At 43.3% G+C, this 26,578-nt stretch carries 25 protein-coding genes; 20 read left to right on the top strand and 5 right to left on the bottom strand.

All coding sequences use genetic code 11. The annotated features are described in order from the left end of the window. Positions 1–69: 69 nt before the first annotated feature. On the top strand, positions 70–1,398 hold the full coding sequence (brnQ, locus tag GKR71_RS02465; protein WP_036953807.1) for a branched-chain amino acid transport system II carrier protein: 1,329 nt from the start codon (positions 70–72) through the stop codon (positions 1,396–1,398). 74 nt (positions 1,399–1,472) lie between these two features. On the opposite strand, the gene ggt is transcribed toward brnQ, so the two are convergent. The 3 genes from ggt to GKR71_RS02450 all read right to left on the bottom strand — a co-directional run bounded on the left by ggt (position 1,473) and on the right by GKR71_RS02450 (position 4,873). Further along, a complete protein-coding gene (gene ggt, locus GKR71_RS02460) occupies positions 1,473–3,239 on the bottom strand; it encodes a gamma-glutamyltransferase (protein ID WP_154600150.1) in 1,767 nt (588 codons plus the stop codon). Between the two features lie 213 nt (positions 3,240–3,452). Further along, complete coding sequence (locus GKR71_RS02455) at positions 3,453–4,055, bottom strand: peroxiredoxin C (protein WP_036953813.1); 603 nt, start codon at positions 4,053–4,055, stop codon at positions 3,453–3,455. A 206-nt stretch (positions 4,056–4,261) separates the two neighbouring features. Beyond that, positions 4,262–4,873 (bottom strand): acyl carrier protein phosphodiesterase, encoded by a 612-nt coding sequence (locus GKR71_RS02450; RefSeq protein WP_154633901.1) that lies wholly within the window; start codon positions 4,871–4,873, stop codon positions 4,262–4,264. Between the two features lie 193 nt (positions 4,874–5,066). Here GKR71_RS02450 and queA point away from each other — a divergent pair, with 193 nt between their 5' ends. The 19 genes from queA to GKR71_RS02355 all read left to right on the top strand — a co-directional run bounded on the left by queA (position 5,067) and on the right by GKR71_RS02355 (position 23,552). Continuing rightward, positions 5,067–6,149, top strand: coding sequence for a tRNA preQ1(34) S-adenosylmethionine ribosyltransferase-isomerase QueA (gene queA, locus GKR71_RS02445; protein WP_154633900.1), 1,083 nt, complete (start codon positions 5,067–5,069; stop codon positions 6,147–6,149). A 75-nt stretch (positions 6,150–6,224) separates the two neighbouring features. Continuing rightward, positions 6,225–7,352 carry a tRNA guanosine(34) transglycosylase Tgt gene (gene tgt, locus GKR71_RS02440; protein ID WP_036953825.1) on the top strand — a complete coding sequence of 376 codons (1,128 nt, stop codon included), beginning with the start codon at positions 6,225–6,227 and terminating at the stop codon, positions 7,350–7,352. 216 nt (positions 7,353–7,568) lie between these two features. Then, a complete protein-coding gene (gene yajC, locus GKR71_RS02435; protein ID WP_006657183.1) occupies positions 7,569–7,901 on the top strand; it encodes a preprotein translocase subunit YajC in 333 nt (110 codons plus the stop codon). A 27-nt stretch (positions 7,902–7,928) separates the two neighbouring features. After that, positions 7,929–9,776 carry a protein translocase subunit SecD gene (gene secD, locus GKR71_RS02430; protein ID WP_071992161.1) on the top strand — a complete coding sequence of 616 codons (1,848 nt, stop codon included), beginning with the start codon at positions 7,929–7,931 and terminating at the stop codon, positions 9,774–9,776. A 10-nt stretch (positions 9,777–9,786) separates the two neighbouring features. Then, positions 9,787–10,755, top strand: a complete 969-nt coding sequence (secF, locus tag GKR71_RS02425; protein WP_036953831.1) for a protein translocase subunit SecF — start codon at positions 9,787–9,789, stop codon at positions 10,753–10,755. A gap of 116 nt (positions 10,756–10,871) precedes the next feature. Then, the gene (nrdR, locus tag GKR71_RS02420) at positions 10,872–11,321 is read left to right on the top strand and encodes a transcriptional regulator NrdR (RefSeq protein WP_006662792.1); all 450 of its coding nucleotides are present in this window, start codon (positions 10,872–10,874) and stop codon (positions 11,319–11,321) included. A gap of 5 nt (positions 11,322–11,326) precedes the next feature. Then, positions 11,327–12,442, top strand: coding sequence for a bifunctional diaminohydroxyphosphoribosylaminopyrimidine deaminase/5-amino-6-(5-phosphoribosylamino)uracil reductase RibD (ribD, locus tag GKR71_RS02415; RefSeq protein ID WP_036953834.1), 1,116 nt, complete (start codon positions 11,327–11,329; stop codon positions 12,440–12,442). Positions 12,443–12,544: 102 nt separating this feature from the next. After that, positions 12,545–13,018, top strand: coding sequence for a 6,7-dimethyl-8-ribityllumazine synthase (ribH, locus tag GKR71_RS02410; protein ID WP_036953837.1), 474 nt, complete (start codon positions 12,545–12,547; stop codon positions 13,016–13,018). A gap of 70 nt (positions 13,019–13,088) precedes the next feature. Further along, entirely contained in the window at positions 13,089–13,505 is a 417-nt protein-coding gene (nusB, locus tag GKR71_RS02405) for a transcription antitermination factor NusB (RefSeq protein ID WP_036953841.1), read from the top strand. Between the two features lie 129 nt (positions 13,506–13,634). Further along, positions 13,635–14,606: a thiamine-phosphate kinase gene (gene thiL, locus GKR71_RS02400; RefSeq protein WP_036953844.1), complete on the top strand. Its 972-nt coding sequence runs from the start codon at positions 13,635–13,637 to the stop codon at positions 14,604–14,606. A gap of 10 nt (positions 14,607–14,616) precedes the next feature. Next, positions 14,617–15,126, top strand: a complete 510-nt coding sequence (gene pgpA, locus GKR71_RS02395) for a phosphatidylglycerophosphatase A (protein ID WP_108479247.1) — start codon at positions 14,617–14,619, stop codon at positions 15,124–15,126. Positions 15,127–15,885: 759 nt separating this feature from the next. Next, on the top strand, positions 15,886–16,425 hold the full coding sequence (locus GKR71_RS02390; RefSeq protein ID WP_154633899.1) for a fimbrial protein: 540 nt from the start codon (positions 15,886–15,888) through the stop codon (positions 16,423–16,425). A gap of 63 nt (positions 16,426–16,488) precedes the next feature. Next, positions 16,489–17,217: a fimbrial biogenesis chaperone gene (locus tag GKR71_RS02385; protein ID WP_154600155.1), complete on the top strand. Its 729-nt coding sequence runs from the start codon at positions 16,489–16,491 to the stop codon at positions 17,215–17,217. Beyond that, entirely contained in the window at positions 17,198–17,764 is a 567-nt protein-coding gene (locus GKR71_RS02380; RefSeq protein ID WP_230085008.1) for a fimbrial protein, read from the top strand. Before GKR71_RS02385 ends, GKR71_RS02380 begins: the two co-directional genes overlap by 20 nt. Before the next feature lie 11 nt (positions 17,765–17,775). Next, complete coding sequence (locus GKR71_RS02375; protein ID WP_230082534.1) at positions 17,776–18,312, top strand: fimbrial protein; 537 nt, start codon at positions 17,776–17,778, stop codon at positions 18,310–18,312. Between the two features lie 56 nt (positions 18,313–18,368). Further along, on the top strand, positions 18,369–19,121 hold the full coding sequence (locus GKR71_RS02370) for a fimbrial biogenesis chaperone (RefSeq protein ID WP_108479251.1): 753 nt from the start codon (positions 18,369–18,371) through the stop codon (positions 19,119–19,121). Beyond that, on the top strand, positions 19,112–19,861 hold the full coding sequence (locus tag GKR71_RS02365; protein WP_036953857.1) for a fimbrial biogenesis chaperone: 750 nt from the start codon (positions 19,112–19,114) through the stop codon (positions 19,859–19,861). Before GKR71_RS02370 ends, GKR71_RS02365 begins: the two co-directional genes overlap by 10 nt. Then, positions 19,851–22,433 (top strand): fimbria/pilus outer membrane usher protein, encoded by a 2,583-nt coding sequence (locus tag GKR71_RS02360; protein ID WP_230085007.1) that lies wholly within the window; start codon positions 19,851–19,853, stop codon positions 22,431–22,433. The genes GKR71_RS02365 and GKR71_RS02360 overlap by 11 nt, the downstream gene beginning before the upstream one ends. A 15-nt stretch (positions 22,434–22,448) precedes the next feature. After that, entirely contained in the window at positions 22,449–23,552 is a 1,104-nt protein-coding gene (locus GKR71_RS02355) for a hypothetical protein (RefSeq protein WP_036953860.1), read from the top strand. A 66-nt stretch (positions 23,553–23,618) separates the two neighbouring features. Here the strand turns inward: GKR71_RS02355 and dxs are convergent, their stop codons facing one another. Together dxs and ispA are read right to left on the bottom strand one after the other, a co-directional pair. Further along, the gene (dxs, locus tag GKR71_RS02350) at positions 23,619–25,484 is read right to left on the bottom strand and encodes a 1-deoxy-D-xylulose-5-phosphate synthase (RefSeq protein ID WP_036953864.1); all 1,866 of its coding nucleotides are present in this window, start codon (positions 25,482–25,484) and stop codon (positions 23,619–23,621) included. A 174-nt stretch (positions 25,485–25,658) separates the two neighbouring features. Beyond that, positions 25,659–26,576, bottom strand: coding sequence for a (2E,6E)-farnesyl diphosphate synthase (ispA, locus tag GKR71_RS02345; protein ID WP_036953867.1), 918 nt, complete (start codon positions 26,574–26,576; stop codon positions 25,659–25,661). Positions 26,577–26,578 lie beyond the last annotated feature (2 nt).

The following is a 26,578-nucleotide window of genomic DNA, read 5'->3' as shown; positions in this document are numbered from 1 at the left end:
ATATGTTCCAATAGGTTACGGATGAAGTGACCTATTTTTATTTCATAATTTACTAAAAATTAACATAATATGGCTCATCGTTTATCATCCAGAGATATCCTCGCCTTAGGTTTTATGACCTTTGCGCTGTTTGTTGGGGCTGGAAATATTATTTTCCCGCCAATGGTCGGTTTACAAGCCGGTGAACAAGTTTGGACTGCGGCACTTGGCTTCTTAGTCACAGGTGTCGGTCTTCCTGTTCTTACCGTCGTTGCATTGGCGAAAGTGGGGGGCGGTATTGAAGCGCTCAGCACGCCAATTGGTAAAACTGCCGGTCTGCTATTAGCTATCGTTGCATATTTATCGGTGGGGCCTCTTTTTGCGACCCCAAGAACGGCAACCGTTTCTTATAAAGTGGGTATTGCACCATTGCTGGGCGGTGAATCGGAAATATCACTGCTGATTTATAGCGCCATCTATTTTGTACTGGTAATCGGTATTTCGTTATACCCAGGTAAATTGCTAGATAGCGTTGGGCACATTTTGGCACCAGTCAAAATGTTGGCACTGGCAATTTTAGGCGTTGCTGCGGTTATGTGGCCTGCTGGAGAACCGATTCTGGCAACCCCTGAATACCAAAATATGGCATTTTCCAATGGCTTTATTAATGGCTATTTAACGATGGACACATTAGGTGCCATGGTTTTTGGTATTGTCATTGTGAATGCGGCCCGTTCCCGCGGTATTGAAAACTCATCATTATTAACTCGCTATACCATGTGGGCAGGTTTAATTGCTGGGGTATTATTAACTCTGGTCTATTTATCGTTGTTTAAACTGGGCGAAAATAGTGGATCATTGATTCCAAATCCAGCTGATGGCGCTGATATTCTTCACGAATATGTTCAATACACGTTCGGTAACTACGGTAGCTTCTTCTTAGCGGTGTTGATTTTTGTTGCCTGTATGGTAACTGCTGTAGGGCTAACCTGCGCATGTGCTGAGTTCTTCAGCCGCTATGTGCCAATCTCTTACCGTAAATTGGTATTGATTTTAGGCTTGTTTTCTATGGTGATTTCAAACCTAGGACTGAGTAAGCTGATTGCGTTCTCATTGCCGGTATTGGTTTCGATTTATCCACCTTGTATCGTTTTGATTTTAATGAGCTTTACGTTGAAGTGGTGGCGAAACCCAACCATCGTGATTGCTCCAACGATGTTAACAAGCTTTGTGGTCGGTTTGATTGGTGCAGTGAAAGCCTCTGATAACTTGAAGACTTATATCCCAGACTGGATGACGTCTATTCCATTATATCAGCAAGATTTAGCGTGGTTATTACCATCGGTGGTTGTGTTAGTGGTTGCTGCGCTATGTGACAGACTTATCACACCATCAAGTCAGCATCATAAGCACGCATAATATATTGTAAATTCCTAAAAAAATGCCAGTAGATGATAAATCCACTGGCATTTTTCATTTTAGTTATCGACTAACTAATTCACACCCACCGCACTGCCCGCAGGGCGGCGAACATCGTTAGATCCGTAAATAAAGCCTTCACGGACTTTGCCAGAAACGGCAGAGTCGTTGCCGGAAGATTTCGCACTCACACCCGCACCGTCAGGAATACCGATCATAATTAGCTCAGCAGCGCCCCATGGGGTCTGCTCTACCATTTTATAACCCATCTTATCGAGTAACGCTAAACTGTCTTTAGACACGCCGCGTTGCTCATAATAAACCTCATCAGGCAGCCATTGATGGTGAATGCGAGGGGCATTTACCGCCTCTTGTGGTGGCATGCCGTGGTCAATAATGTTTAGTGCAGTTTGCAAGGTAATTGAAATGATCCTTGAGCCTCCTGGAGAGCCGAGTACTAAGAAGACTTTGCCATCTTTAGTGACAATTGTCGGACTCATTGATGATAGTGGGCGCTTACCGGGGGCGATAGAGTTTCTTTCCCCTTGTACTAAGCCATACAGATTTTTCTCACCCACTTTGGTGGTGAAATCATCCATTTCATCATTCAGGAAGAAACCTGTACCTGGCGGAATCACTACAGAGCCAAATCGACCATTGATTGTATAAGTGGTTGAAACGGCATTGCCTTTGTCATCTACGACCGAATAGTGGGTCGTTTCTGGTTTTTCGTGAGGTCCTATTCCCGGTTGAACTTCAGTGGATGGTGTCGCTTTATTTGGCACAATCTCTTTGCGCAGATCAGCGGCGTATTGTTTGCTGAGTAGCTTACCTGTCGGGTTATCTACAAATGCAGGGTCACCTAAGAATGTATTGCGGTCCATATAGGCGTGGCGCATCGCTTCAGTCAGCGTATGAATGTATTCAGCGGAGTTGAAGCCCATCTCTTTGAGATCATAACCTTCTAAAATATTGAGGGTTTCACAGATAGTTACGCCGCCCGAACTTGGTGGTGGTGCAGAGATAAATTTGTAACCACGGTAGGTGCAGCTAACGGGAGTGGTATCTGAAATGGAGTAATCAGCAAAGTCTTGAGCTGTTAGGATCCCGCCATTTTTCTTCGATGCAGCTTCTACAATTTTAGGAATATCGCCTTCATAGAATGCAACAGGGCCTTTATTGGCGATTTTTTCCAGCGTGTTTGCCAAATCGGTTTGTACCAGCAAGTCTCCCGGTTGGTAAGCACTTCCATCCGGTTTTAAGAAGATCCGAGCTACTTCGGGATCTTGTTTGAAGCGTTCGGTCGTTGTGTCGAGCACATCGGTATCACCACGGGTTAGGACAAAGCCTTCTCGAGCCAGTTTAATCGCGGGCGCCATTACTTGTTGGCGGCTCATGGTGCCATATTTTTCAAGGGCATAATCTAAGCCTTTCACTGTACCCGGTACACCCGATGCGAGGTAGCCATATAGGCTGGCATCTTTGATAAGTTTGCCGTCTTTATCTAAATACATATCAGCGCTGGCGGCTTTTGGGGCTGTTTCTCGGAAGTTAATAAAGATATCTTTACCATCCGCAAGGTGCAGTGTCATAAAACCACCACCACCAATATTGCCACAGCAAGGGTTAACGACTGCTTGGGCATAACCCACTGCAACTGCCGCATCAACCGCATTTCCTCCGGCTTTTAAAATGTCAGCACCAATTTGTGAAGCAAGGTGTTGAGAGGAGACAACCATGCCTTTTGTTGCTTCAACGGCAGGTTCTGAAGCAGCATAAAGTTGACTTGAAGTTAGTAACGAAATCAGTAGTAAAGAAGGGCGCCATGCATTTTTTATCATTGGTATCTCCCGATTAAATGAGGAAGTAACGCGTAGATGTAATACAAATAAATAATTTGTTAAATATTTGTATCATCCAGATATAGCATGAATGGTTTGAGGGATTGAATAACAAAAGTGAAAAAGTGTTAACGCGGTAGGAAAAAATTTTAGATAGGGATAGATGCAAAAATGCCGGCATTAAGCCGGCACTTGAAAACTTAACAGGTCAAATTACAGACCAGTTGCGTTCTTAGTCAGGTAAGCAGCAACGCCTTTTGGAGATGCGTTCATGCCTTCTTTACCTTTTTCCCACTGAGCTGGGCAAACATCGCCGTGCTCTTCGTGGAATTGCAGCGCATCAACCATACGCAACATTTCGTCGATGTTACGGCCTAATGGCAGGTCGTTAACTACTTGGTGACGAACAACACCGTTTTTGTCAACTAAGAAAGAACCACGCAGAGCAACGCCCGCTTCAGGGTGCTCGATGCCGTAAGCTTTCATGATGTCGCGTTTGATATCAGCAACCATCGGATATTTAACTTCACCGATACCGCCGTTATCAACAGGAGTTTTACGCCATGCGTTATGAACAAATTCTGAGTCGAAAGAAACACCAACGATTTCTACGCCGCGTTTTTTGAATTCTTCATAGCGATGGTCGAATGCAATCAGTTCTGAAGGACATACAAAAGTGAAGTCCATTGGCCAGAAGAAGATCACAGCTGGGCGACCGTTCAGGTGTTTTTTCAGGTTGAAGTTTTCAACGATTTCACCATTACCAAGAACAGCTGCAGCAGTAAAGTCAGGGGCTTGACGTGTAACCAGAACCATAATGTACTCCTATGAGTTTTAAGGGTTTCTATCTCCGCAATCGAAATGGGGCATGCGGATAAATATAACCTAAGGATAAGGTTTTATCTTTGGAGAATAAAGACATTAAAACCAATTGATATGATAGCTTTTACCTATCAATGGTATCAATTTGGCAGATTAATATCAATAAGATAGTTTTATTCCATTAAAGTGCAAGTTTTAATTTATTCGGATGCATGTAATGTGAGCTCTTGGGCAAAAAGTTGCTGTTTTGCTGTCTCAATCATTTGTGGATAAAACTGAAAGAAAATATGTTCAAGCTCTAGATAATTAAGTAGAAAATCATCGAATGAGCCACTTAGAGCCGCAAGTTTAGGACGGCGTCTTGCCATGCCATTAAGTGACTTACCGATGTACGCTTTTTCTGCGTATCGTGTCAGCCATTGTTGAGGCCAGAGATACTCATTTAACTCCTGAAATTTTTCAGGGGTATGACACAAATCCGGTTCAATGGTTTGCCTGGCAAAATGCACAAAATCAGAGAGTGAATGTGAGGGAACGAGACGCTCCCAATGCCGAGAAAGAAAATGATCCCAGACTAAATCCAAGGTGATAGGTGCGACTCTGCGGTATTCTTCGCGAAATAGCTGACGAGCTTGTTTGACGAGCGGATGGGTATCGGTGGTTCTATCTACGGCTCTGTGCATACGGATCCCTGCAACAATTTCAGGAGAATAAGCTCCCGCAGGATTACCGCGTACGTAGTCTGCCATCATATTTCCCAATAGGGAGCTTTTGGCAAGATGGGCAAGATGAAGATGAGCAAGATAGTTCATATCGATACTATAAACGAAAAATGTCAGAAACGAAAAATTGAAAGAAAAAAGGCAGCCGACACATTCCGTGCGGTTTCAGAAAATATTTGTACAATATTGATTCTTTTTTATACAAAATGGCGCTTATTTCTTGCGCCAAAGGCAGTGCAGCACTAGACTAGTCGCCTTATTTTTTTAGATTGATGTCAATACAATGCGTGTATCCGATTTTACTTTTGAATTACCAGAAGAACTTATTGCCCACTATCCTCAGGCTGAGCGTAGCTCATGTCGCTTACTTGGTCTTGATGGTGCCACGGGACAGCTCACGCATGGTGTGTTTACCGATATTCTTGAAAAATTGGAGCCAGGGGATTTGCTGGTGTTCAACAACACTCGCGTGATCCCTGCCAGATTGTTTGGTCGTAAAGCGAGTGGCGGTAAAATTGAGGTTTTGATTGAGCGTATGCTCGATGAACATCGTGTTTTGGCTCATGTTAGAGCCTCTAAAGCACCAAAAGAAGGCACAGCGCTGCTACTGGGTGAAGATGAAAGTGTGAATGCGACAATGGTCGCTCGTCACGGCGCACTGTTTGAGCTGCGCTTTGATGATGCACGTGATGTATTAAGCATCCTTAACCAAATTGGTCACATGCCATTACCTCCGTATATCGACCGTCCAGATGAAGAGTCTGATAAAGAGTTGTATCAAACCGTGTATAGCCAGCGTCCGGGAGCGGTTGCTGCACCAACAGCGGGTTTACACTTTGATGAGCCTTTATTAGAAGCATTACGCCAAAAAGGCGTTGAGATGGCATTTGTAACACTGCATGTCGGGGCGGGAACGTTCCAACCGGTGCGTGTTGATTCCATCGAAGACCATATTATGCACTCTGAATATGCAGAGGTTCCGCAAGAGGTGGTCGATGCCGTGTTGGCGTGTAAAGCGCGTGGAAATCGTGTGATTGCTGTGGGAACAACGTCAGTTCGTTCACTCGAAAGTGCCGCGAAAGCCAGCGAAAACGCTTTAATTGCTCCATTCTTTGATGATACTCAGATATTTATTTATCCGGGTTATGAATATCAAGTGATTGATGCCTTGATCACTAACTTCCACTTACCAGAATCCACATTAATTATGTTGGTCTCTGCGTTTGCGGGATATCAAAACACCATGCAAGCCTATAAAGAAGCTGTTGAGCAAAAATACCGTTTCTTTAGTTATGGTGATGCCATGTTTATTACGCCAAACGCCAATGCTCGTTTTGAGCAAGTCGGCTCGGCAGAACAAGAATAAGTGGCGGCGTAGCTGCTTGCTTAGATTCAGTAACCAATAGCACCAGACTGTTTTTCTGATGCTAGGAGATAAAACGTGAAATATGAATTACAGACAACCGACGGCAATGCGCGTCGTGGTCGCCTGATTTTTGAACGCGGCGTGGTAGAAACTCCGGCGTTCATGCCAGTAGGAACTTACGGCACGGTTAAGGGAATGACTCCTGAAGAAGTGAAAGAAACCGGAGCTCAAATTTTACTGGGTAATACCTTCCATTTATGGTTGCGTCCAGGTCAAGAAATCATGAAATTACATGGTGACTTGCACGATTTCATGCAATGGCAAGGCCCTATCTTAACAGACTCAGGCGGCTTCCAAGTCTTTAGCCTTGGCGCAATGCGTAAGATTAAAGAAGAAGGCGTTCATTTCCGTAATCCAATTAATGGTGAAAAAGTCTTCTTAAGCCCCGAAAAATCGATGGAAATTCAGTATGACCTCGGTTCCGATATCGTGATGATTTTCGACGAATGTACGCCGTACCCAGCAGATTGGGATTACGCAAAGACATCAATGGAAATGTCATTACGTTGGGCTGCGCGTAGCCGTCAGCGCTTTGATGAATTGAACAATAAAAATGCGTTGTTCGGGATTATCCAAGGCAGTGTTTACGAAGATTTACGCGATATCTCAGTGAAAGGGCTGGTGGAAATTGGCTTTGATGGGTACGCTGTAGGCGGCTTAGCAGTCGGCGAACCAAAAGAAGATATGCACCGTATTTTAGAGCATGTATGCCCGCAAATTCCGGCAGAAAAACCACGTTACCTAATGGGCGTTGGTAAGCCGGAAGATTTAGTGGAAGGTGTACGTCGTGGTATCGATATGTTTGACTGTGTGATGCCGACACGAAATGCACGTAACGGGCATTTATTTGTCACCAGTGGCGTGGTAAAAATCCGTAATGCGAAGTATAAGTCAGACACATCACCTCTCGATGCAGAGTGTGACTGCTATACTTGTCGTCATTACAGCCGCGCGTATTTGCATCATCTTGACCGTTGTAATGAAATTTTGGGTGCACGACTCAATACCATCCATAATTTACGTTACTATCAACGCTTGATGGCGGGTATTCGCCAAGCGATTGAAGCGGGTAATTTTGAGCAGTTTGCTGCGGATTTCTATCAGAAGATTGGCAAAGCCCAGCCTTCATTAAATAGAGAGTGAATTTAAAGTGCGAAGTTAGCCCGAACTGTGTAGCATATCGGGCTGTACCCTTCGTTCTTGCAGCTGATTGTGGTTATTGGCATCAGCCAAAAGAATTATTTAGTGCAAATTATAGTTTTTGGTTCTAGTTACATGATGGTTTGATGTATTTTATGTAACTTGAACTAGTTAAAGTGTAAGTTTGAAATTGCTTTCAATAACAATGAGGAAAGTTGAATGAGTTTTTTTATTTCTGAAGCAGCGGCATCAGCAGGCGCACCCGCTCAAGGTAGCCCGTACTCTCTGATTATTATGCTGGTTGTTTTCGCGCTGATTTTCTATTTCATGATCCTGCGTCCACAGCAAAAACGTGCTAAAGATCACCGTAAACTGATGGAATCAATCGCTAAGGGTGACGAAGTTTTAACCACTGGTGGTTTAATCGGTCGTGTGACTAAAGTGTCTGAAACAGGTTATGTTGTTCTTGAACTGAGTGAGAACACTGAAGTAACTATCAAACGTGATTTCGTTGCTGCTGTTCTACCTAAAGGCACAATGAAAGCAATCTAATTCTGAATTTTCCCGAAGGGAACTGCCGTGCTAAACCGTTATCCTTTATGGAAGTATCTGATGTTGATCACTGCGATCCTCATCGGTTTGCTGTATGCACTTCCAAACCTATATGGTGAGGATCCGGCTGTTCAGATCACTGGCGTGCGGGGAACCGCCGCCAATGAACAAACGCTGATCCAAGTCCAAAAAGCTTTAGAAACAGACAAAATTCAGAGCAAATCTGTTGCTCTCGAAAATGGGGCAATTTTAGCCCGTTTCAACAACTCTGACGTTCAGTTACGTGCTCGTGAAGTCATCATGAATGCACTGGGTGACCAGTATGTTGTTGCATTAAACCTTGCACCTGCTACACCAAAATGGCTTGAAGCTCTCGGTGGTGAACCGATGAAGCTGGGTCTGGACTTACGTGGTGGGGTTCACTTCCTGATGGAAGTTGATATGGACACTGCATTAGGTAAATTGCAGGAACAAAACATGGATGGTTTGCGTAATGACTTGCGCCAAGCAGGTATTGCGTACTCTTCTATTCGTAAAGGCAGTGATTACAGCGTTGAAGTTCGCTTCCGTAACGCTGACGATCGCAGTCTTGCTGAGAAAACACTGGCGCGTAAATACCCAGATTTAGTATTTTCTGACGGCAGCGATAACACCATGATTGCTGTTATGACTGATGAGCGCTTACGTGAAGCGCGTAACTATGCCGTCTCTCAAAACATCACGATCATTCGTAACCGTGTTAACCAATTAGGTGTTGCTGAACCACTTGTTCAACGCCAAGGTGCGGATCGCATTGTTGTTGAATTACCGGGTATCCAAGATACTGCGCGCGCAAAAGAAATCTTAGGCGCAACTGCAACCTTAGAATTCCGCTTAGTGAATACTGGTGTAGATAGCGCAGCGGCAGAAAGTGGACGAATTCCGGGTGACTCAGAGCTTAAGTCTGATCGTAATGGCGTGCCTTATGTTCTGTATAAGCGTGTTGTCTTAACGGGCGACCATATTACTGATTCTACATCTGAAACTGATGAAAATGGTTATCCGCAAGTCAGTATTAGCCTTGATAGTGCCGGTGGCTCAATCATGTCTGACTTTACTCGTGACAACCAAGACAAGCTGATGGCAACCCTGTTTGTTGAATACAAAGACAGTGGTAAAAAAGATGCCGCAGGCCGTGCGATTTTAGTTAAAGATGAAAAAGTGATTAACGCCGCGCGTATTCAAGCTCGTTTCGGTAGCAAATTCCGTATTACGGGAATTGATAACGCGAACGAAGCGCGTCAATTATCTTTACTGTTGCGTGCTGGTGCTCTGATTGCGCCAATCCAAATTGTTGAAGAACGTACTATCGGTCCAACATTGGGTATGCAAAACATCGAGCAAGGTCTGAAAGCGTGTATCGCGGGTCTGTTGGCCTCTATCCTGTTTATGATTATTTACTATCGTAAATTTGGTCTGATCGCGAGTAGTGCTCTGATGGCTAACTTGGTCTTAATCGTGGGTGTGATGTCTCTGTTACCAGGGGCGACACTGACTATGCCAGGTATTGCCGGTATCGTCCTAACCCTTGCGGTTGCCGTCGATGCCAACGTTCTCATAAACGAACGTATTAAAGAAGAACTTCGTAACGGACGCTCAGTGCAACAAGCGATCCACGAAGGGTATAAAGGCGCCTTCTCAAGTATTACCGATGCAAACTTAACGACCTTAATCACCGCAATAATTCTGTATGCAGTGGGTACTGGTTCGATTAAAGGCTTTGCGATTACGACAGCGATTGGTGTCGCAACCTCTATGTTTACAGCTATTGTTGGTACACGTGCAATCGTGAACCTGCTATACGGCGGTAAACGTATTAACAAGCTGTCAATTTAAGGAGCACGTTGTGGCACAGGATTATACTGTTGAACAATTGAACTATGGTCGTAAAGTCTATGACTTTATGCGCTGGGACAACGTTGCCTTTAGCATTTCTATCATTTTACTGATCGCTTCTTGTGTGATTATCGGTGTTAAAGGTTTTAACTGGGGACTCGATTTTACGGGCGGTACCGTCATTGAAATCAACCTTAGTCAGCCTGCTGATTTGGATAAAATTCGTGATAGCCTGTCTAACTCGAACCATAAAGATCCATTAATTCAGAACTTTGGTAGTAGCCGAGACATCATGATCCGTTTACCGCCGGTTGAAGGCATAGCGGGTCAAGAGGTTGGTAAAGAGATCATTACTATCATCAATAAAAACGTTGATGAGCAAGCGACGGTTAAGCGTATTGAATTCGTGGGACCAAGCGTAGGTGCTGAGTTAGCACAAACAGGGGCATTAGCGTTATTAACAGCGCTTATCTGTATCCTGATTTACGTTGGCTTCCGTTTTGAATGGCGTTTAGCGGCAGGTGCCGTATTGGCATTGGCTCATGACGTGGTGATCACTTTAGGTATTCTGTCTCTATTCCACATTGAGATTGATATGACTATCGTGGCGTCATTGATGTCGGTTATCGGTTACTCCCTTAACGATAGTATCGTGGTATCTGACCGTATTCGTGAGAACTTCCGTAAGATCCGTCGCGGTACACCGTACGAAATCATGAACGTCTCTTTGACCCAAACATTGAGCCGTACCATCATGACATCAGCAACGACATTATTAGTGGTTCTGATGCTGTATCTGTTTGGTGGCGCGATGTTAGAAGGCTTCTCACTGGTTATGTTAATCGGTGTGACGATTGGTACGATTTCATCTATCTATGTGGCTTCTGCATTAGCACTGAAGATGGGTATGAAGCGTGAGCACTTAATTCAGGCGAAAGTCGAGAAAGAAGGCGCAGATCAAGAGTCTTTATTACCATAACGAATACAGACACTCGTGTATCATAAACACCCTGCGGATAAATAATCCTCAGGGTGTTTTTCATTTCAGGTCTGAGTTACACTATCTACCCTACAAAAATAGAATCAGGAATTCCTATGCATTGCCCATTTTGCTCAGCTGTAGATACGAAAGTGATTGACTCGCGTCTGGTTGGTGAAGGCTCACAAGTGCGCAGGCGCCGCCAGTGTTTGGTTTGCCATGAACGCTTCACTACATTTGAAGTGGCGGAACTTGTTATGCCTCGGGTAATTAAAAGTGATGACATTCGCGAGCCTTTCGATGAAGAAAAGCTCAACAGAGGCATGTTGAAAGCCCTAGAAAAACGCCCTGTCAGTTCTGATGCTATCGATCAAGCCATAATTTCTATTAAATCCCACCTACGAGCGACTGGCGAACGCGAAGTTCCCTCGAAGTTAATTGGTAATTTGGTGATGGATGAACTCAAAAAACTCGATAAAGTGGCTTACATTCGCTTTGCCTCGGTCTATCGTAGTTTTGAAGATGTACGTGAATTTGGCGAAGAAATTGCCAAGTTACAGGACTAATACCGATGCTTGAACAAGACCGTATCTACATGGCCCGGGCCTTTGAATTGGCAAAAAAAGGGCGTTTTACTACATCGCCGAACCCCAATGTGGGTTGCGTGATTGTGCGCGAAGGTGAAATTGTCGGCGAAGGTTATCATCAAAAAGCAGGAGAGCCGCATGCGGAAGTCCATGCGCTTCGAATGGCGGGTGATAAAGCGAAAGGCGCGACAGCTTACGTGACTCTTGAGCCTTGTAGCCATCACGGTCGCACCCCACCTTGTGCGGAAGCATTAATTAATGCGGGGATCTCCCGCGTAGTCGCTGCAATGCAAGACCCTAACCCTCAAGTGGCTGGCCGCGGCTTATTTATGCTATCCCAAGCGGGAATAGAAACTGCTAGTAATATTTTGTTGGAAGAAGCCGAAGCAATAAACCGTGGCTTTTTAAAACGTATGCGTACCGCATTTCCTTATATTCAATTAAAACTTGCTGCATCATTAGATGGCAAAACCGCATTAGCGAATGGGGAAAGCAAGTGGATTACTAGCCCTGCGTCGCGTAAAGATGTTCAAGTTCTACGTGCTCAAGCCAGCGCTATTTTAAGTACCAGTAATACCGTGCTTGCTGATGACCCTGCATTAACGGTGCGCTGGAACGAATTACCTGCGGATGTTCAAGCTCAATACCCAGAAGAAAAGCTGCGCCAACCTATTCGTATCGTGTTAGATAGACACAATCGCGTGAAACCTGAACACAAAGTGACGCAGTTAGACGGTGAATGCTGGCTAATTCGCCCAACGCCGGATACCACAGAAACATGGCAGGGAAATGTCGAACAGCTTGCTATTCCTGCTGATGATAATGGCATCGACTTAGTGATTTTGATGATGCAATTAGCGAAACGTAATGTGAACAGTATTTGGGTAGAGGCGGGTGCTAAGCTTGCAGGTTCGTTATTAAAACTCGGTTTAGTCGACGAACTGATCGTCTATATCGCCCCTAAATTACTTGGGGATACTGCGCGTGGGTTAGTGAGTCTCCCTGAATTAAGCGCATTATCAGATGCGCCTCAATTTGAATTTACTGACGTTGAGAAAGTCGGAAATGACCTTCGCGTCAGGTTACGGCCTGTATGGTAAATGTGTTTTTTTAGCGGTTTGCTGAAATTCACTCGTACGGTTACCTAAAGAATGTGATAAAATCCGCGCCCCGCGGGTTGTAATTAATATTTGAGGAAGATTATGAACGTAATCAAAGGTGTTGTTGCTGCGCCAAAAGCGCGTGTTGCTATCGCTATCGCTCGTTTTAACAACTTTATTAATGATAGCCTGCTGGACGGTGCTGTTGACGCGTTAGAGCGTATTGGCCAAGTTGCTCAAGATAACATCACCGTTGTTTGGGTGCCAGGTGCTTATGAATTACCACTGACCGTGAAAGCATTGGTTGAAACCAAAAAATATGATGCAGTTATCGCATTAGGTACTGTTATTCGTGGCGGTACTGCCCACTTTGAATTTGTTGCGGGTGAGTGCAGCTCAGGTCTGTCTCATGTTGCATTAAATAGCGAAGTTCCTGTGACTTTCGGTGTATTAACCACTGAAAATATCGAGCAAGCCATTGAGCGTGCTGGTACTAAAGCAGGTAACAAAGGTGCAGAAGCTGCACTGACCGCTCTCGAAATGATTAATGTGATTAAAGCTGTAAAAGGCAAATAATACGCGCCATATCTCGGGCTCTGTGAGTTCGAGATATGCTGTGTAGTTTTTTTTATTTAAGGGGAATCTTGTGAAACCTGCTGCTCGTCGCCGCGCTCGTGAGTGTGCTGTACAGGCCATCTATTCATGGCAATTATCCGGTAATCCTATTGCCGACGTAGAATATGAGTTTATTGCTGAACAGGACATGTCTGACGTTGACGTAACCTATTTCCGTGAGCTGATTTCTGGTATTGCAAACAATGCTACGAAGCTGGATCAATTAATGTCACCTTACTTATCTCGTCAGTTAGAAGAGTTAGGTCAAGTTGAGAAAGCGATTTTACGTGTAGCAATGTATGAACTAAGCTATAGAGAAGATGTACCTTTCAAAGTTGCTATCAACGAAGGTATTGAATTAGCTAAAGTTTTTGGTGCTGAAGATAGCCATAAATTTGTCAACGGTGTGTTAGATAAAGCAGCACCTGCGGTACGTCGTAAGAAATAAACATAATCAGGTTCCCTCCTGTAATACGTAAGTCATAATGGGTAGGCTGGGTTCCAGTCTATCCTAGTACTTATGTCTGGCTTTTCAGTTTATTGACGAGCTAGGCATAGCGAAAATGGAAAATCTACCATGTCATATGGCGAATTTGACCTCATCGCACGTTTTTTTAATCGCCAACCTGTAAACCGACGTGATGTTAACATCGGTATTGGCGATGATTGTGCGCTAATGACTATCCCTGAGAAACAGCAACTTGCTGTGAGTACGGACACCCTAGTTTCCGGTATTCATTTTCTACCCGATATCTCTCCCGCTGACCTTGCCTATAAATCCCTAGCTTCAAATTTAAGTGATCTTGCTGCGATGGGAGCGGATCCAGCTTGGGTCTCTTTAGCTATTACCCTACCGAGCGTAAACCATGAATGGTTGCAATCTTTTAGCGATATGTTGTTTGAACAACTGAATTACTATGGAATGCAGCTGATTGGGGGAGATACGACCCGTGGACCAATGAGTTTAACCTATACCGTTCATGGTCTTGTGCCAATTGGCAAAGCGTTATCTCGCTCTGGTGCACGTAATGGTGATTGGATTTATGTGACGGGTACTTTGGGAGATAGTGCTGCGGGACTTGCGATACTGCAAAACAGGTTACAGCCTGAAAGCCCTGAGCATAAGGAGTGGTTGATTGAGCGTCATTTACGCCCACAACCGCGTATTTTGCAGGGGCAGGCTTTACGCAATTTGGCTTCATCTGCGATAGATATTTCAGATGGGTTAGTTTCTGATCTCAACCATATATTAAAAGCGAGCGGTTGTGGGGCGAGGATCAATCTCGATGCGCTACCACAGTCCGATGCGTTGAAGCAGAACTGTTCTGTGGAGCAAGCAAGAGTTTGGTCGTTAAGTGGTGGTGAAGACTATGAGCTATGCTTTACAGTACCTGAAATGAATCGGGGAGCCTTAGAAGTAGCGCTTGCTCATACGGGGTCAGGTTTTACCTGTATTGGCCAAATCAAGCCTCAATCTGAAGGGATCAGTTATTTTTGTGATAACCAAGCTGTTGAGGTTGACCTCAAGGGCTTCGATCATTTTGTTTAGGAAAATGTCCATGGCAACCGCTCAAGAAAAAGCAGCAGCAAAAAAACGATTGAATATGCGTAATCCGTGGCACCTGCTAGCGACGGGGTTCGGAAGTGGTTTATCGCCAATTGTTCCCGGTACAATGGGCTCATTAGCCGCCATTCCATTTTGGTTGCTAATGGACAAACTCCCTGTATGGAGCCTCTGGGTTATTATCGTCGTTGGATTCTGGTTTGGGTGTTGGATATGCCAACGCACTTCCGATGATATGAGGATCCATGACCATGGCAGTATTGTTTGGGATGAGTTTATTGGAATGTGGATCACGTTAATGGCCATCCCTGTGGTGAGTATCCAGTGGGTTCTCACCGGCTTTTTGATTTTCCGTGTTTACGACATGTGGAAACCTTGGCCTATCCGTATCTTTGACCGCCGAGTCAGTGGCGGGTTTGGCATTATGATTGATGACATTATTGCTGCCATATTTGCCTATGTGACAATTTGGCTATTAGTGCATTATCAGGTGATGCCTTTTTGATTTGAGTTAATTCCCTCCTTCAAAGATAAAATATCTTTTTTAGATAAATAAAGTCCTAGTTAAATACTAGGGCTTTGTTCTTATCCTAAATTACTTTTTATTTTTACTTCTATTTTTTATGAATAAAGTTAAATTTATTTTTATTATGAAAAATAAAAAATTCGTTATTTGTAAAAATTAATTTCACTATAATTATGCTTTCATCATAGTTTCCTATTTATTAAAAAATGTAAAAAACAAAGAATCAATATTAACTCGAAATATGGGTGGTTATTTTATTTTTTATTTTTCTGTTATGAGAAAAAATAACTTAGTCAAATTAACGTATACGTGATGTTTGGTATATTTATTTTATTATTTAAGTGAGAATGATTTTCATTTATTTAAATGCGAAAATCACAAGTATGAATTATTTAGGTTGTTTTTGTTAATTTAATGTAATCAAAAGTTGATTAAAGTTAAGGTTTTTAATTGAATTTACTAATCATGGGTGTACTTTTGGGGTTTTATTATGAAATGGCAATTTACAGATTGTTACTGATATGACTCTTGAGGTGCGTATACCGAGTAAGAATATTCAAGTAGTATGCTTGGGAAATAACAAGCATGAATTAGTTTTTATAAAACACGCCTTAATTTATTTTTTAGAAAAATTAAATTTTTATTTGGCTTGTTATTTTTTAATAAAGTCATATCGGTTTTGTTTTGATAAAAATATATTTATTTCAATTTTATATTGCCTATTAATAAGGGTTTACTATGTTAATTAATAAAAAAAATCTGATCGTATTATCTATCGCTGCTGGCTTAGGCTTTTCAGGTGCAGCAATGTCAGCAACGAACGCACAAGTGACAGTAACTGGAAATATTGCTGCTGCGACATGTGATTTAAGCGTCACAAATACCAATATCGATTTAGGAACGTTTATCTCTTCAGATATTCAAACGGTTGGAACTATAGCTGGTAGTACTCATAATTTTGATATGAGCTTATCCAACTGCAGCCAAGAGTTTGATGGTGAAAGTGGTAAGTTCGTACAAATGTACGTGAAAGGTACTGCTTTAGCAGCGAATACTTCTTTATTTAACAATGTTGAAAAAGGAACTGTTGGTGTGGCAGTGACTGCTGACGGTAAAGAAGTAAAGCCAAATACAAACGTTCAATTAAGCAGCATTAAGTCTCTGGCTGAAGGCGGTTCTGCTGTGATCCCAATGAATGTGGCATTGAACTCAACTGTGAGCAAACCCGCTTCACAACGTATCGAAGCGCCGATTACTTTCTCTGTAAGCTACGAGTAAGTTTGTTGTGAAATGGCAGGTTTCTGCCATTTCACTTTGTAACGCATCACGAGAAGGTAAAACATGAAATTATTCACTTTACTCCGTACGCTCCCTATTTTTGCAACTCTGTTTTTTATTCAAATAGGAACGACATCTGCGGCTGGAGTCGGTATCAATGCCACTCGAGTTATTTTCAACCAAGGAAATCAGTCAGTCCCTGTCACTCTGCGCAATAGTACAGAGAAGGAAGAATATTTGGTTCAGGTTTATCTGACAAAAACCGCCAAAGGTGCGGCGCAAGACCAAACTTTAGATGTGCTTCCTCCTATGTTCTATCTGGCATCAAGCCAGCAGCGCGATGTTCGTTTAGTGGAAGGCGCAGGAGCATCTGTATTACCGAAAGATAGGGAATCAGTTTTTTATTTTCATGCTAGAGCCATTGCGGCAAGTGAAAAGAATGCTGGGCAGCAGAATGCAGCAATGAAAGGTGAAGTGAAAATTGCATTAGAGAGTGTGATTAAAGTTTTTTATCGCCCTAAAAACCTAACGTTAACGGTAGAGCAAGCTCAAGGTAGCCTGACATTTGAAGAGACAGCGAGCGGAATCAAAGTGATTAATCCATCGCCGTATTACATCACATTGTCATCATTGAGTGTGGGGGAAAAAGCGGTGACGTTAAACCCTGAAATGAATAACACCATGATAGCGCCTTTTAGCAGTATGGATTACCCAACCCCGGTGAAAAAAGGCAAAAAAGTCTGGGCTGTCATCAATGATCTTGGGGGACGAAGTGAGTATTCACAACCTTAAACTGGGACAGTATCGATGGGCGCTTTTCGCTGGGATATTTTCCATTGTGGCGATACCTGAAGTGAATGCAGCGAATACCCTAGAGTTGACCGCAGAAATTGACAATGCAGGAGAGTGCGATATTGCGGTTAGCCCTTCATTGATTGAATTCAAACGACGTCCTTCTGTGGGCGAATTTGCGGCGAATGATGCGGTAGATATCCAGCTATTAAGCTTGTCGTATAAATGTACGGGCTATGAAACCAATGCTCGCCCTGAAATAAAAGTGACAGGGAATACAGCTGCCGATACCAATTTGTTTTTAACAGCTGATCCAAAAGGCGCCAAAGGCGTTGGTTTTATGCTGAAAGATGGCGCGGTGAAGGAGCTTTCTGGTTATTACAATGCAGGAAAAACAGTCGTTAATGGTGATTCTGTGCTTCTACCCGTAGGGGATAATGATGGAGAAAAACCTTTTACGGTAGGGTTTATTCGCCAAGTCGGTAATAACACCGTCACTGCAGGTGCTGTGAAAGCGGCCATTTTATTCACTGTTGTGATGCCATAAATGGAGGTGATATGAACAAGTATTCATATTTTCTTATGGCTTCATTATTCGTTTTTACAGGGGAAATGTTTGCTGCCTCAAATTCGGTGAGTATTAACTTTGATGCGCATTTATATCGCAGAACGTGCGATGTAAACCTCTCCGAAAGTGTGGTGGCTTATGGAAAAGTGAAACCTCAAACCATTGTTGATAATGACTTAGGTACCAGTACCGCTCTGAATCGTAATGTTATTTTAACCTTAGCTAACTGCTCAGGACTGGGAACATTAAATGGTAGCAAAGTCATTGTGACTGGTCCTAGTCAAGTCATGAACGGGGAAGCCCTGTTTAAGGAAAGTGGCTCTTCAGGCGGTGTGGGGATTCGATTAAAAGCAGATGGAAAAAATAAGGTCAGTGGAGATTCAGTTTGGGATTTGTCTACGACCAGCAATCAAGGAAGTCAAATTACAGTGGTCACGGCACTTTCATGTGGAAATTGTCAAAACATTCAGAAAATTCAATTAGGCACATTTAAAGCCACCATGATGTTTACCGTTTTAGCTTATTGAGCCGTTTATTGAGTGATAAATCTATTAATAATAAAAATAACGGAATACTTTCAAAAATGTTTAAGAAAACAGGTGCATTATTTTTCATTTCTCATTTATTGGTGCTGTTAATTAGCATTAACGTTAATTCAGCACAAGCGGGATTACGTCTAGAAAAAAGTCGTATTATTTGGAGTGATTCCGACACTCAGCAATCAGTGGCATTAACCAATGACAGTGATGACATTTATTTAATTCAGTCCGGTGTATTTAATACACCAACGGGCACTCAAGAATCGCCACTGTTTTCTGTTATTCCACCTTTATATCGTTTAGATGCGAATAAACAGCAAACGATGAAAGTCTTATTACAAAGCTCTCCAGAATCATTGCCTCAAGATAGAGAGTCAGTTTTCTATTTTAGCGCGATTGCTATTCCTGGTGTTTCTCCTGAATTAACAGAAAATGCAGCGGCGCAATTATCTATCGGTACTCGCTTAGTCATTAAGCTATTTTATCGTCCCGTTAAATTTACTCAGTCGCCAGATGCTGCCGTTGCTAATTTGCAATTTCATACATCGCCGAAAGGTTTATGTGTAGCGAATCACTCCCCTTATTTTATTACGCTCAGCGAAGTCAAAGTGGGTAATCAAGTGTTTGCTCAATTCGCTGGCACGATGGTGGCACCTTTTAGTCAGCAGACATTGGCGATTTCAGAATCCATTTCCGTACAAACTCCGATGCGTTGGCAAGCCATCAATGATTACGGTGGTGACACTGCGCCTTACTCCGGTTCTGTGAAGGAGAATAAGGGGCTGTTATGTCAGTAATGAAATCGCTGTGTGGGTGGATTTTAATGATGACGCTAAGCCATGCATTTGCCTCAGAGACAAATGAAGGTTTTCATTTTTCACCTGAACGTTTGGTCTATTTGGAAAGTAATACCAAAGGGATCTCTGCGGGTCTACAAAATGGTACCTCAAAAGCGGCATTGATCCAGGCGCAGGTTGTACCGACAGATCTTCAAACCGGTTTACCTTTGACTGAACATCAAGGGGAAAGTCATGAGGCTTTTTTGATTACGCCGCCATTACATAAATTAGATATCAATGAGCGTTTTAACTGGCGTATTCAGCGTGTTAATGATGGAAAGCTCGCTACCGATAGAGAAACTGTTTTCTACGTTGCACTGAAAGTGATCCCAGAATCTAGCGCGAATGATAAGGCCTCATCACAATTTATTTTGGCGCCAACTATTTATTTAAAAATGTTGTATCGCCCGAAACAAATTGAAGAATTGCGTTTAGATGCTCAAACCGCAAAGTTAGACGTCACTGTGCAAGGCAGCAAAATCACGATTACTAATCCAACGCCACTCTCTATGACATTAGCCAGCCTGTCAGTGGGGGATTATGAGGTGCCAGTAGAAAAGTTCACCCATGGAATTGCCCCTTTTGGGCAACAGGTTATTTTTCTCGAAAAAAATGTATCAGGTACGATTACATGGCGTGTGTTGAATGAATACAGCATACCTACAAAGGTTGAAGTGAGAGGCGAGAATGAAAGCTAAAATGCGTGATGGCGCTTTTACCGTCTCTCCAATTGCTTTGGCTCTGGCATGTTGTTTATCCATGGGGAATGCGGTGGCAGAACCTTATTTTGATCCGACACTATTAAATCTACCTGAAGGAACTAGCGTAGATAGCATTGATTTATCTGCATTTACGCGCTCTGAATCGGTAACGGCGGGGCGTTATATGGTTACACTGAGGATCAACAAAGAAGATCAAGGGCAAAAAGAGATCTATTTTTCCGCAGATACGGCGGGAAATATTGTGCCGGAAATTACACCTGCGTTATTAGATGAATATGGCGTTAATGTTGAGAGTATTTCAACATTAAGATCCTTACCAAAAGATGAACCGATTGCGTCTTTAGAGGCTGCTCTACCAGATTCTCAAGTTCAGTTTGATATATCTAAGTTGGATCTCAATATCAATATTCCTCAAGTTGCCATGCGTCATAAATCGCGTGGTGCGATAGACCCGAGTTTATTGGACCAAGGGGTCACTGCGTTTTTGTTTAATTATCAAGTCAATGGAAGTAAACAAAAGCACAGTGGCTCCAGTGCAAGTGGTAAAAATACCAATGATTCGTTGTATGCCAATATTAGCGGTGGTTTTAACTTGGCGGCGTGGCGCTTGCGTTCAAACTTTCAGTATATGGAAAACAAATCCAAGAGCAATGGCTACAGCACCAGTCATCGGGAAAGCGAGTTTTCGCGCATAACGGTTTCACGGGACATTCAGCGTTTAGATTCTGAGTTAGTGATTGGGGAAACCAGTACACTCAGCGATGTCTTTGATAGCGTTCCATTTAAAGGTGTTCGCTTGTTATCGAATGAACTCATGCTGTCCAAAGGAGATCGTGGATTTGCTCCGGAAATTCGTGGTGTTGCAATGTCTAACTCGCGGATCATCATCAGACAAAATGGCAATATTATTTATCAAACCTATGTGGCACCAGGACCTTTTGTCATCAATGATATTTATCCAACGGGAACGGCAGGGGACTTAGAGGTTTCTGTTCAAGAGGAAGATGGAACAACGCGAGTATTCACTCAAGCATTCTCTTCATTGCCCGTCATGCAACGTGCTGGCGGAGTTAAATATGAAGTTGCTACGGGTAAATATGATGGAGGGATCACGGACGGTTCCAAAGAGCAGCAGTTTATTATGGGAACGCTGATCTATGGTTTACCGAAGTCAATCACTCTGTATACAGGTTTACTCGGGGCAAATCATTATTGGAGCGGAATGGTTGGAACTGGGATTTCACTCGGTAGTTTTGGTGCGCTTTCCATGGATATTACCCACGCACAAGCCTCAATTAATCATGAAAGTAAGCAAGGGCAATCTCTTCGTGTTCGCTATTCTAAAAACTTATCAGAAAGTGGCACATCCGTTGATTTAACCGCACTGCGCTACTCAACGAAAGAATACTACAGTTTTGCGGATTTCAACCAAGTGGGTTATCAGTTAAAAGAGAACGTTGCACCGTGGCTTAATGGTCGCCAGCGTAGCAGTTTCCAAACCTATATTAACCAATCTCTGGGTAAATGGGGTTCTATCTATTTACGCGGAATGCGCAGTGATTATTGGGGTAAATCTGACACAGTAACGACGCTAGGTATTGGTTATAACGGTTTTTATCGTGGTATCAACTATGGCATTGATTACAGCATTAGCCGTACCGAAGGTAATGGAAATTGGCCTGAAAATAAGCAAGTTAGTGTGAATATGAGTATTCCATTCAGCATTTTCAGTGAACACAAGAATATTGAGAACATTAATAGTACGTTCCAAGTGAGCCATGATAATTCAGGGCGCACTTACCAGCAGGTCGGTATTAATGGCCAGTTATTAGATAACAAGCTGAGTTATCAGCTGACTGAAAGTGGCGATAATCGCGATCAAAAAATGACAAGCTCGGTGAATGTGGGCTATCAAGGCAGTAAAGGGTATTACGGTGGCGGATATAGCTATGGTCGTGATAGCCAAATGATGTATGCCAATGCATCAGGTGGAATAGTTATCCATTCAGGTGGTGTTTTGCTAAGTCAGTATTTAGGTAATTCGGCAGCCATAGTTTATGCCCCAGATGCAGCGGGAACTAAGGTGAATAATGGCTCAACGGTTATCGATGCCAATGGCTACGGTATTATTCCGCATTTATCAGACTATACGCAAAATATTGCAAATTTGGATGTGAATACATTACCTGAGAACGTTGAAAGCAAAGAGAATGCGCTGAACCTTTACCCAACTAAAGGGGCAATTGTGAGAGCGAACTTTAAAACCTTAAAAGGGTATCAAGCGATGATCACTTTGCAGCAACCAAACAACGTTCCAATGGGCGCAATCGCCTCGTTGCACCAAGATGATAATACAGATGATGCCATCATTTCAGGCATTGTAAGTGATAACGGACGCGTTTATTTAAGTGGATTGCCAGAGTCAGGGCAGATAGTTATCAAATGGGGTAAAAGTGGTTCCGAGCGCTGCGAAGCGCCTTTTAATATGGATAAATCCACAGAAAATGCCTATTCATCATTACGCAATTTAACCCTGTCATGCCACTAATTGGATGAATATTTTATGAAAATCAATGTAATAAAGAACAAGATATTAGTGGGATGGAAAAGCTTACTACTGAGCTGTGTGTTAACTTTTATGGCGAGTATACCCAGTTTTGCCAAAACAGTGACGGTTATGAATGGACGTGGATTGATTGGTGTTTATGGTGAATATAATACTTCGCTAACGGGGATGACGAACCCACCCGCTTGGAATGAAAAGGCTAATTTTTACTATGTACAGTTTTATAATAATTTTAATGGAATCATAAACTACTGTGTTGATCGTGGGGGGTTAGTCATCAATATTGATGGTGTCAGAGGGATGCCTATTGCTGGCGGTGAGATGATCATGGTACCTGAATTTGTGTTTGTTGATGAAAGAAGAAACTACTCAAACAATAGCTACCTCGATACCATCACTGGGCATTTTAATGGATGGGGATCTGGTACCAATGAGCAGTTAGGTATAGGAGACTGCCTCTGGTCCCCCAATCAAAGTACGCCAACACCGGCAATACGCCATACCGTTACCGCAACAGGGCGTATGTTGATTTATGGAACGGGTAACCAACGTAGTGGCACCTACCGATTAGATGATGATATTGGCATTGTTATTCAAAATCCTCAAAATAGAACGACTGCCAGGCAAATTGTTCCCAAAACAGAAAATATTATCGTGACGGTATCAGGGCTAACTTGCACATTAAATACACCATCTTATGTTAATTTTGGTTCTCATAGTGCAAGTAGCAAAAGTAATGAGTTGCTTTCTACTATGCGAAATAACATGTCGGTGCAGTGCGATCAAATTGCGAATAAGATCGCCGCGACGATTTCGTTATCAGGCAATGTGAAGCCGCAGTACTACGCAGGCAATAATCTGGAAGTGAACTTATTGAATGCTCAACAGCAAGCCGGTGCGTATGTCAAAATGTACGTCATGGTTAATGGTAATAAAACACCGATTACCTTAGATCAGAAGCCGATTGATTTAGCTAAAATTACCGCACTACAAACCAATGTTAGCTTTAATAATGAGCTAGTGTATGAGCTTTATTCTCGTGGTAATAATGTGGCGGGTAAGGTGAGTGGCAGTGCAGAATTATCAATAATTATGCGCTAAAAGTAAGATGAATTAGTCCGTGATTTAAGGCGTTACTTTTGTGGTAACGCCTTAATTTTTTATAAGTTACTTATTTTGGTAAGTATTGATGGAACTCACGATCCCTGCAGCATCTAAACCGAGATCTGCTAGTAACTCATCTTGGGTACCTTGGGGGATAAAGAAATCCGGTAGGCCCAAGTTCAGAACTGGTAGAATTTTCTTCTCGCTCATCAGGAATTCATTCACACCGCTGCCTGCACCGCCCATAATCGCATTTTCTTCCAGCGTTACGATTAGGTCATGGGTATTGGCCATTTCTAGGATCAGCGCTTCATCTAATGGTTTCACAAAACGCATATCCACGACGGTGGCATTGATTTGTTCTGCGGCTTCTAAGGCGTTACTCAGTAATGTCCCAAAGCTGAGGATCGCCACTTTTTCGCCTTGGCGGCGGACAATCCCTTTACCAATTTCAAGCGGTGCTAATGGCATTAGCTCAGCCCCTGTACCTGCGCCACGAGGGTAGCGAACCGCGGTAGGACCTTCTTGATAATGGTAGCCAGTGTGCAGCATTTGACGGCATTCATTTTCATCACTTGGCGTCATGATCACCATTGTTGGGATGCAACGTAAGAATGAAATATCGAATGATCCTTGGTGAGTTTGACCATCAGCACCGACGATACCGGCACGGTCAATGGCAAACATCACTGGGAGTTTCTGGATGGCCACATCGTGGATCACTTGGTCGTAACCACGTTGTAAGAACGTCGAGTAAATTGCTACGATCGGGTTATAACCCCCAATGGCAAGACCTGCGGCGAAGGTGACAGCATGCTGCTCGGCAATCGCGACATCAAAATATTGGTCTGGGTACTCTTTCGAGAAACGCACCATACCAGAACCTTCACGCATCGCTGGGGTGACGGCCATAAGTTTATCGTCGTCTTTAGCTTCTTCACATAACCAATCCCCAAAAATTTTGGAGAATGTCGGTCTGGTATCTTTGCTTTTTGGTAACGTAAAAGTGGCAGGGTCAAACTTAGGTACGGCGTGCCAGCTAATTGGGTCTTTCTCTGCCGGCTCATAGCCACGACCTTTTTTGGTCATAATGTGCAGGAATTGAGGTCCTTTTAACTCGCGCATATTTTTTAACGTTTGGATCAGCGCAATCACATCGTGTCCGTCAACAGGACCAATGTAGTTAAAGCCTAATTCTTCAAACATGGTGCCAGGCACAACCATGCCTTTGATATGTTCTTCCGTTTTCTTGAGTAACTCTTTGATTGGCGGAATATTCGAGAAAACTTTCTTTCCACCTTCACGCAGCGTGGTATATAGCTTGCCGGAAAGTAAATGGGCTAAATGGTTATTCAGCGCGCCAACGTTTTCTGAAATCGACATTTCATTGTCGTTGAGGATCACCAGCATATCGGGCGCAGCATCCCCAGCATGGTTCATTGCTTCGAAAGCCATACCCGCAGTAATGGCGCCATCACCGATAACACAAACTGTTTTGCGGTTTTTATCTTCTTTTTCCGCGGCGATAGCCATACCTAAACCGGCACTAATGGAGGTTGAGGAATGACCAACACTAAGAATGTCGTACTCGCTTTCAGCACGCCATGGGAATGGATGTAACCCATTTTTTTGACGAATGGTGTCGATTCTGTCACGGCGCCCAGTTAAAATTTTGTGCGGGTACGCTTGATGACCGACGTCCCAAACAAGATTATCAAACGGGGTTTTATAGACATAATGTAGAGCAACAGTTAATTCAATGGCGCCCAATCCAGAGGCAAAGTGACCGCTCGAGCGACTGACGCTATTTAATAGAAATTGTCTCAGTTCATCACAAAGCTTTGGCAAGCTTTCTTTTGGCAGAAGGCGCAGTTCATCAGGCGTCTCTGCCAGTGCCAGCGTTGGATATTTCGCGGTATCTATACTCATTAGGTGCTCACTACTTAAATTAATTAGGGCGATGCCTGTTAACGTCGAGCGGTTGCTGACCGTGCTTTTTTTGTGTTGAACGTATTTTATAAGTCGTCACAACGGCTCTAAGTTACTCAGGTAATCAATGTTATAATTATCAGTCTTATCTATACCAAAAGGCAAAGCATATTGTTAGCTTTTGCGCTCAATGACAAAATTGGCTAAAGCTCTCAATAACTCTGTATTGTAACCTTGAGATTGCAATGATTCTAAAGCCGCGATCGCATCTTGATAGAGCTCTTTGGCTTTTTGTTGGGCAGCTTCAAGACCTAACAGTGATGGATAAGTGCTTTTTTCATGTTGTTCATCAGCACCTTGGCGTTTGCCTGTCACTGCGCTGTCTCCGATAACATCTAGAATATCGTCTTGAACTTGAAAGGCAAGCCCAATAGATTCGGCGTATTTATCTAAACTAGCTAATGCTTGATGACCTTTATGACCTGCGGCATAGGCGCCGAGACGAATAGCGGCTCGAATTAACGCTCCAGTTTTATGCTGGTGGATACGCTCGAGCGAAATTAGATCAACGCGCTTGCCTTCAGCATCAAGATCCAATGCTTGTCCACCGCACATCCCCGCTAAACCGCTGGCATAAGCCAGTTCTGCAATCATCGCAATACGGTCTTTATCGGACACATCAGGCATAGGGGCGCTGGAGAGTAATTGGAATGCGAATGTTTGTAAGGCATCTCCGGCGAGTACGGCATTACCTTCACCAAACTTTATGTGACAAGTTGGTTGCCCGCGGCGCAGGTCGTCGTCATCCATGGCAGGTAAATCATCATGGATCAGCGAATAAGCATGAATGCATTCTACAGCGGCAGCGGGCGCATCTAAGTTATCAAGGCTAACGCCCAGCATTTCACCGACGGCATACGTTAAGAAAGGGCGTAAGCGTTTACCACCAAGTAAAGTGCCATATTTCATGGCTTGCGCTAATGGCAAATCAGCAAAAGGGAGCGCATCTAATGAGGTTAATAAGTATTGATTAACTCTGTCATGAGCTTGGCGTTGCTGGCGCACAAAGGTGTCTGGGTGTTGTTCGGACATAA

It is taken from the genome of Providencia sp. wls1922, from assembly GCF_009706505.1.
Lineage (GTDB): Bacteria > Pseudomonadota > Gammaproteobacteria > Enterobacterales > Enterobacteriaceae > Providencia > Providencia lanzhouensis.
The sequence above is the reverse complement of the archived record's forward strand: the minus strand, read 5'-3'. Positions and strand labels throughout refer to the sequence as shown.

Bases quoted from the DNA above. Each gene is read 5' to 3' on its own strand.
- GKR71_RS02390 (WP_154633899.1), top strand. From the start codon at position 15,886: ATGTTAATTAATAAAAAAAATCTGATCGTATTATCTATCGCTGCTGGC.
- queA (WP_154633900.1), top strand. From the start codon at position 5,067: ATGCGTGTATCCGATTTTACTTTTGAATTACCAGAAGAACTTATTGCC.
- nrdR (WP_006662792.1), top strand. From the start codon at position 10,872: ATGCATTGCCCATTTTGCTCAGCTGTAGATACGAAAGTGATTGACTCG.
- yajC (WP_006657183.1), top strand. From the start codon at position 7,569: ATGAGTTTTTTTATTTCTGAAGCAGCGGCATCAGCAGGCGCACCCGCT.
- thiL (WP_036953844.1), top strand. From the start codon at position 13,635: ATGTCATATGGCGAATTTGACCTCATCGCACGTTTTTTTAATCGCCAA.
- GKR71_RS02455 (WP_036953813.1), bottom strand. From the start codon at position 4,055: ATGGTTCTGGTTACACGTCAAGCCCCTGACTTTACTGCTGCAGCTGTT.
- pgpA (WP_108479247.1), top strand. From the start codon at position 14,617: ATGGCAACCGCTCAAGAAAAAGCAGCAGCAAAAAAACGATTGAATATG.
- GKR71_RS02385 (WP_154600155.1), top strand. From the start codon at position 16,489: ATGAAATTATTCACTTTACTCCGTACGCTCCCTATTTTTGCAACTCTG.
- brnQ (WP_036953807.1), top strand. From the start codon at position 70: ATGGCTCATCGTTTATCATCCAGAGATATCCTCGCCTTAGGTTTTATG.
- dxs (WP_036953864.1), bottom strand. From the start codon at position 25,484: ATGAGTATAGATACCGCGAAATATCCAACGCTGGCACTGGCAGAGACG.
- ispA (WP_036953867.1), bottom strand. From the start codon at position 26,576: ATGTCCGAACAACACCCAGACACCTTTGTGCGCCAGCAACGCCAAGCT.
- GKR71_RS02370 (WP_108479251.1), top strand. From the start codon at position 18,369: ATGTTTAAGAAAACAGGTGCATTATTTTTCATTTCTCATTTATTGGTG.
- GKR71_RS02365 (WP_036953857.1), top strand. From the start codon at position 19,112: ATGTCAGTAATGAAATCGCTGTGTGGGTGGATTTTAATGATGACGCTA.
- ribD (WP_036953834.1), top strand. From the start codon at position 11,327: ATGCTTGAACAAGACCGTATCTACATGGCCCGGGCCTTTGAATTGGCA.
- GKR71_RS02360 (WP_230085007.1), top strand. From the start codon at position 19,851: ATGAAAGCTAAAATGCGTGATGGCGCTTTTACCGTCTCTCCAATTGCT.
- ribH (WP_036953837.1), top strand. From the start codon at position 12,545: ATGAACGTAATCAAAGGTGTTGTTGCTGCGCCAAAAGCGCGTGTTGCT.
- GKR71_RS02450 (WP_154633901.1), bottom strand. From the start codon at position 4,873: ATGAACTATCTTGCTCATCTTCATCTTGCCCATCTTGCCAAAAGCTCC.
- GKR71_RS02355 (WP_036953860.1), top strand. From the start codon at position 22,449: ATGAAAATCAATGTAATAAAGAACAAGATATTAGTGGGATGGAAAAGC.
- ggt (WP_154600150.1), bottom strand. From the start codon at position 3,239: ATGATAAAAAATGCATGGCGCCCTTCTTTACTACTGATTTCGTTACTA.
- GKR71_RS02375 (WP_230082534.1), top strand. From the start codon at position 17,776: ATGAACAAGTATTCATATTTTCTTATGGCTTCATTATTCGTTTTTACA.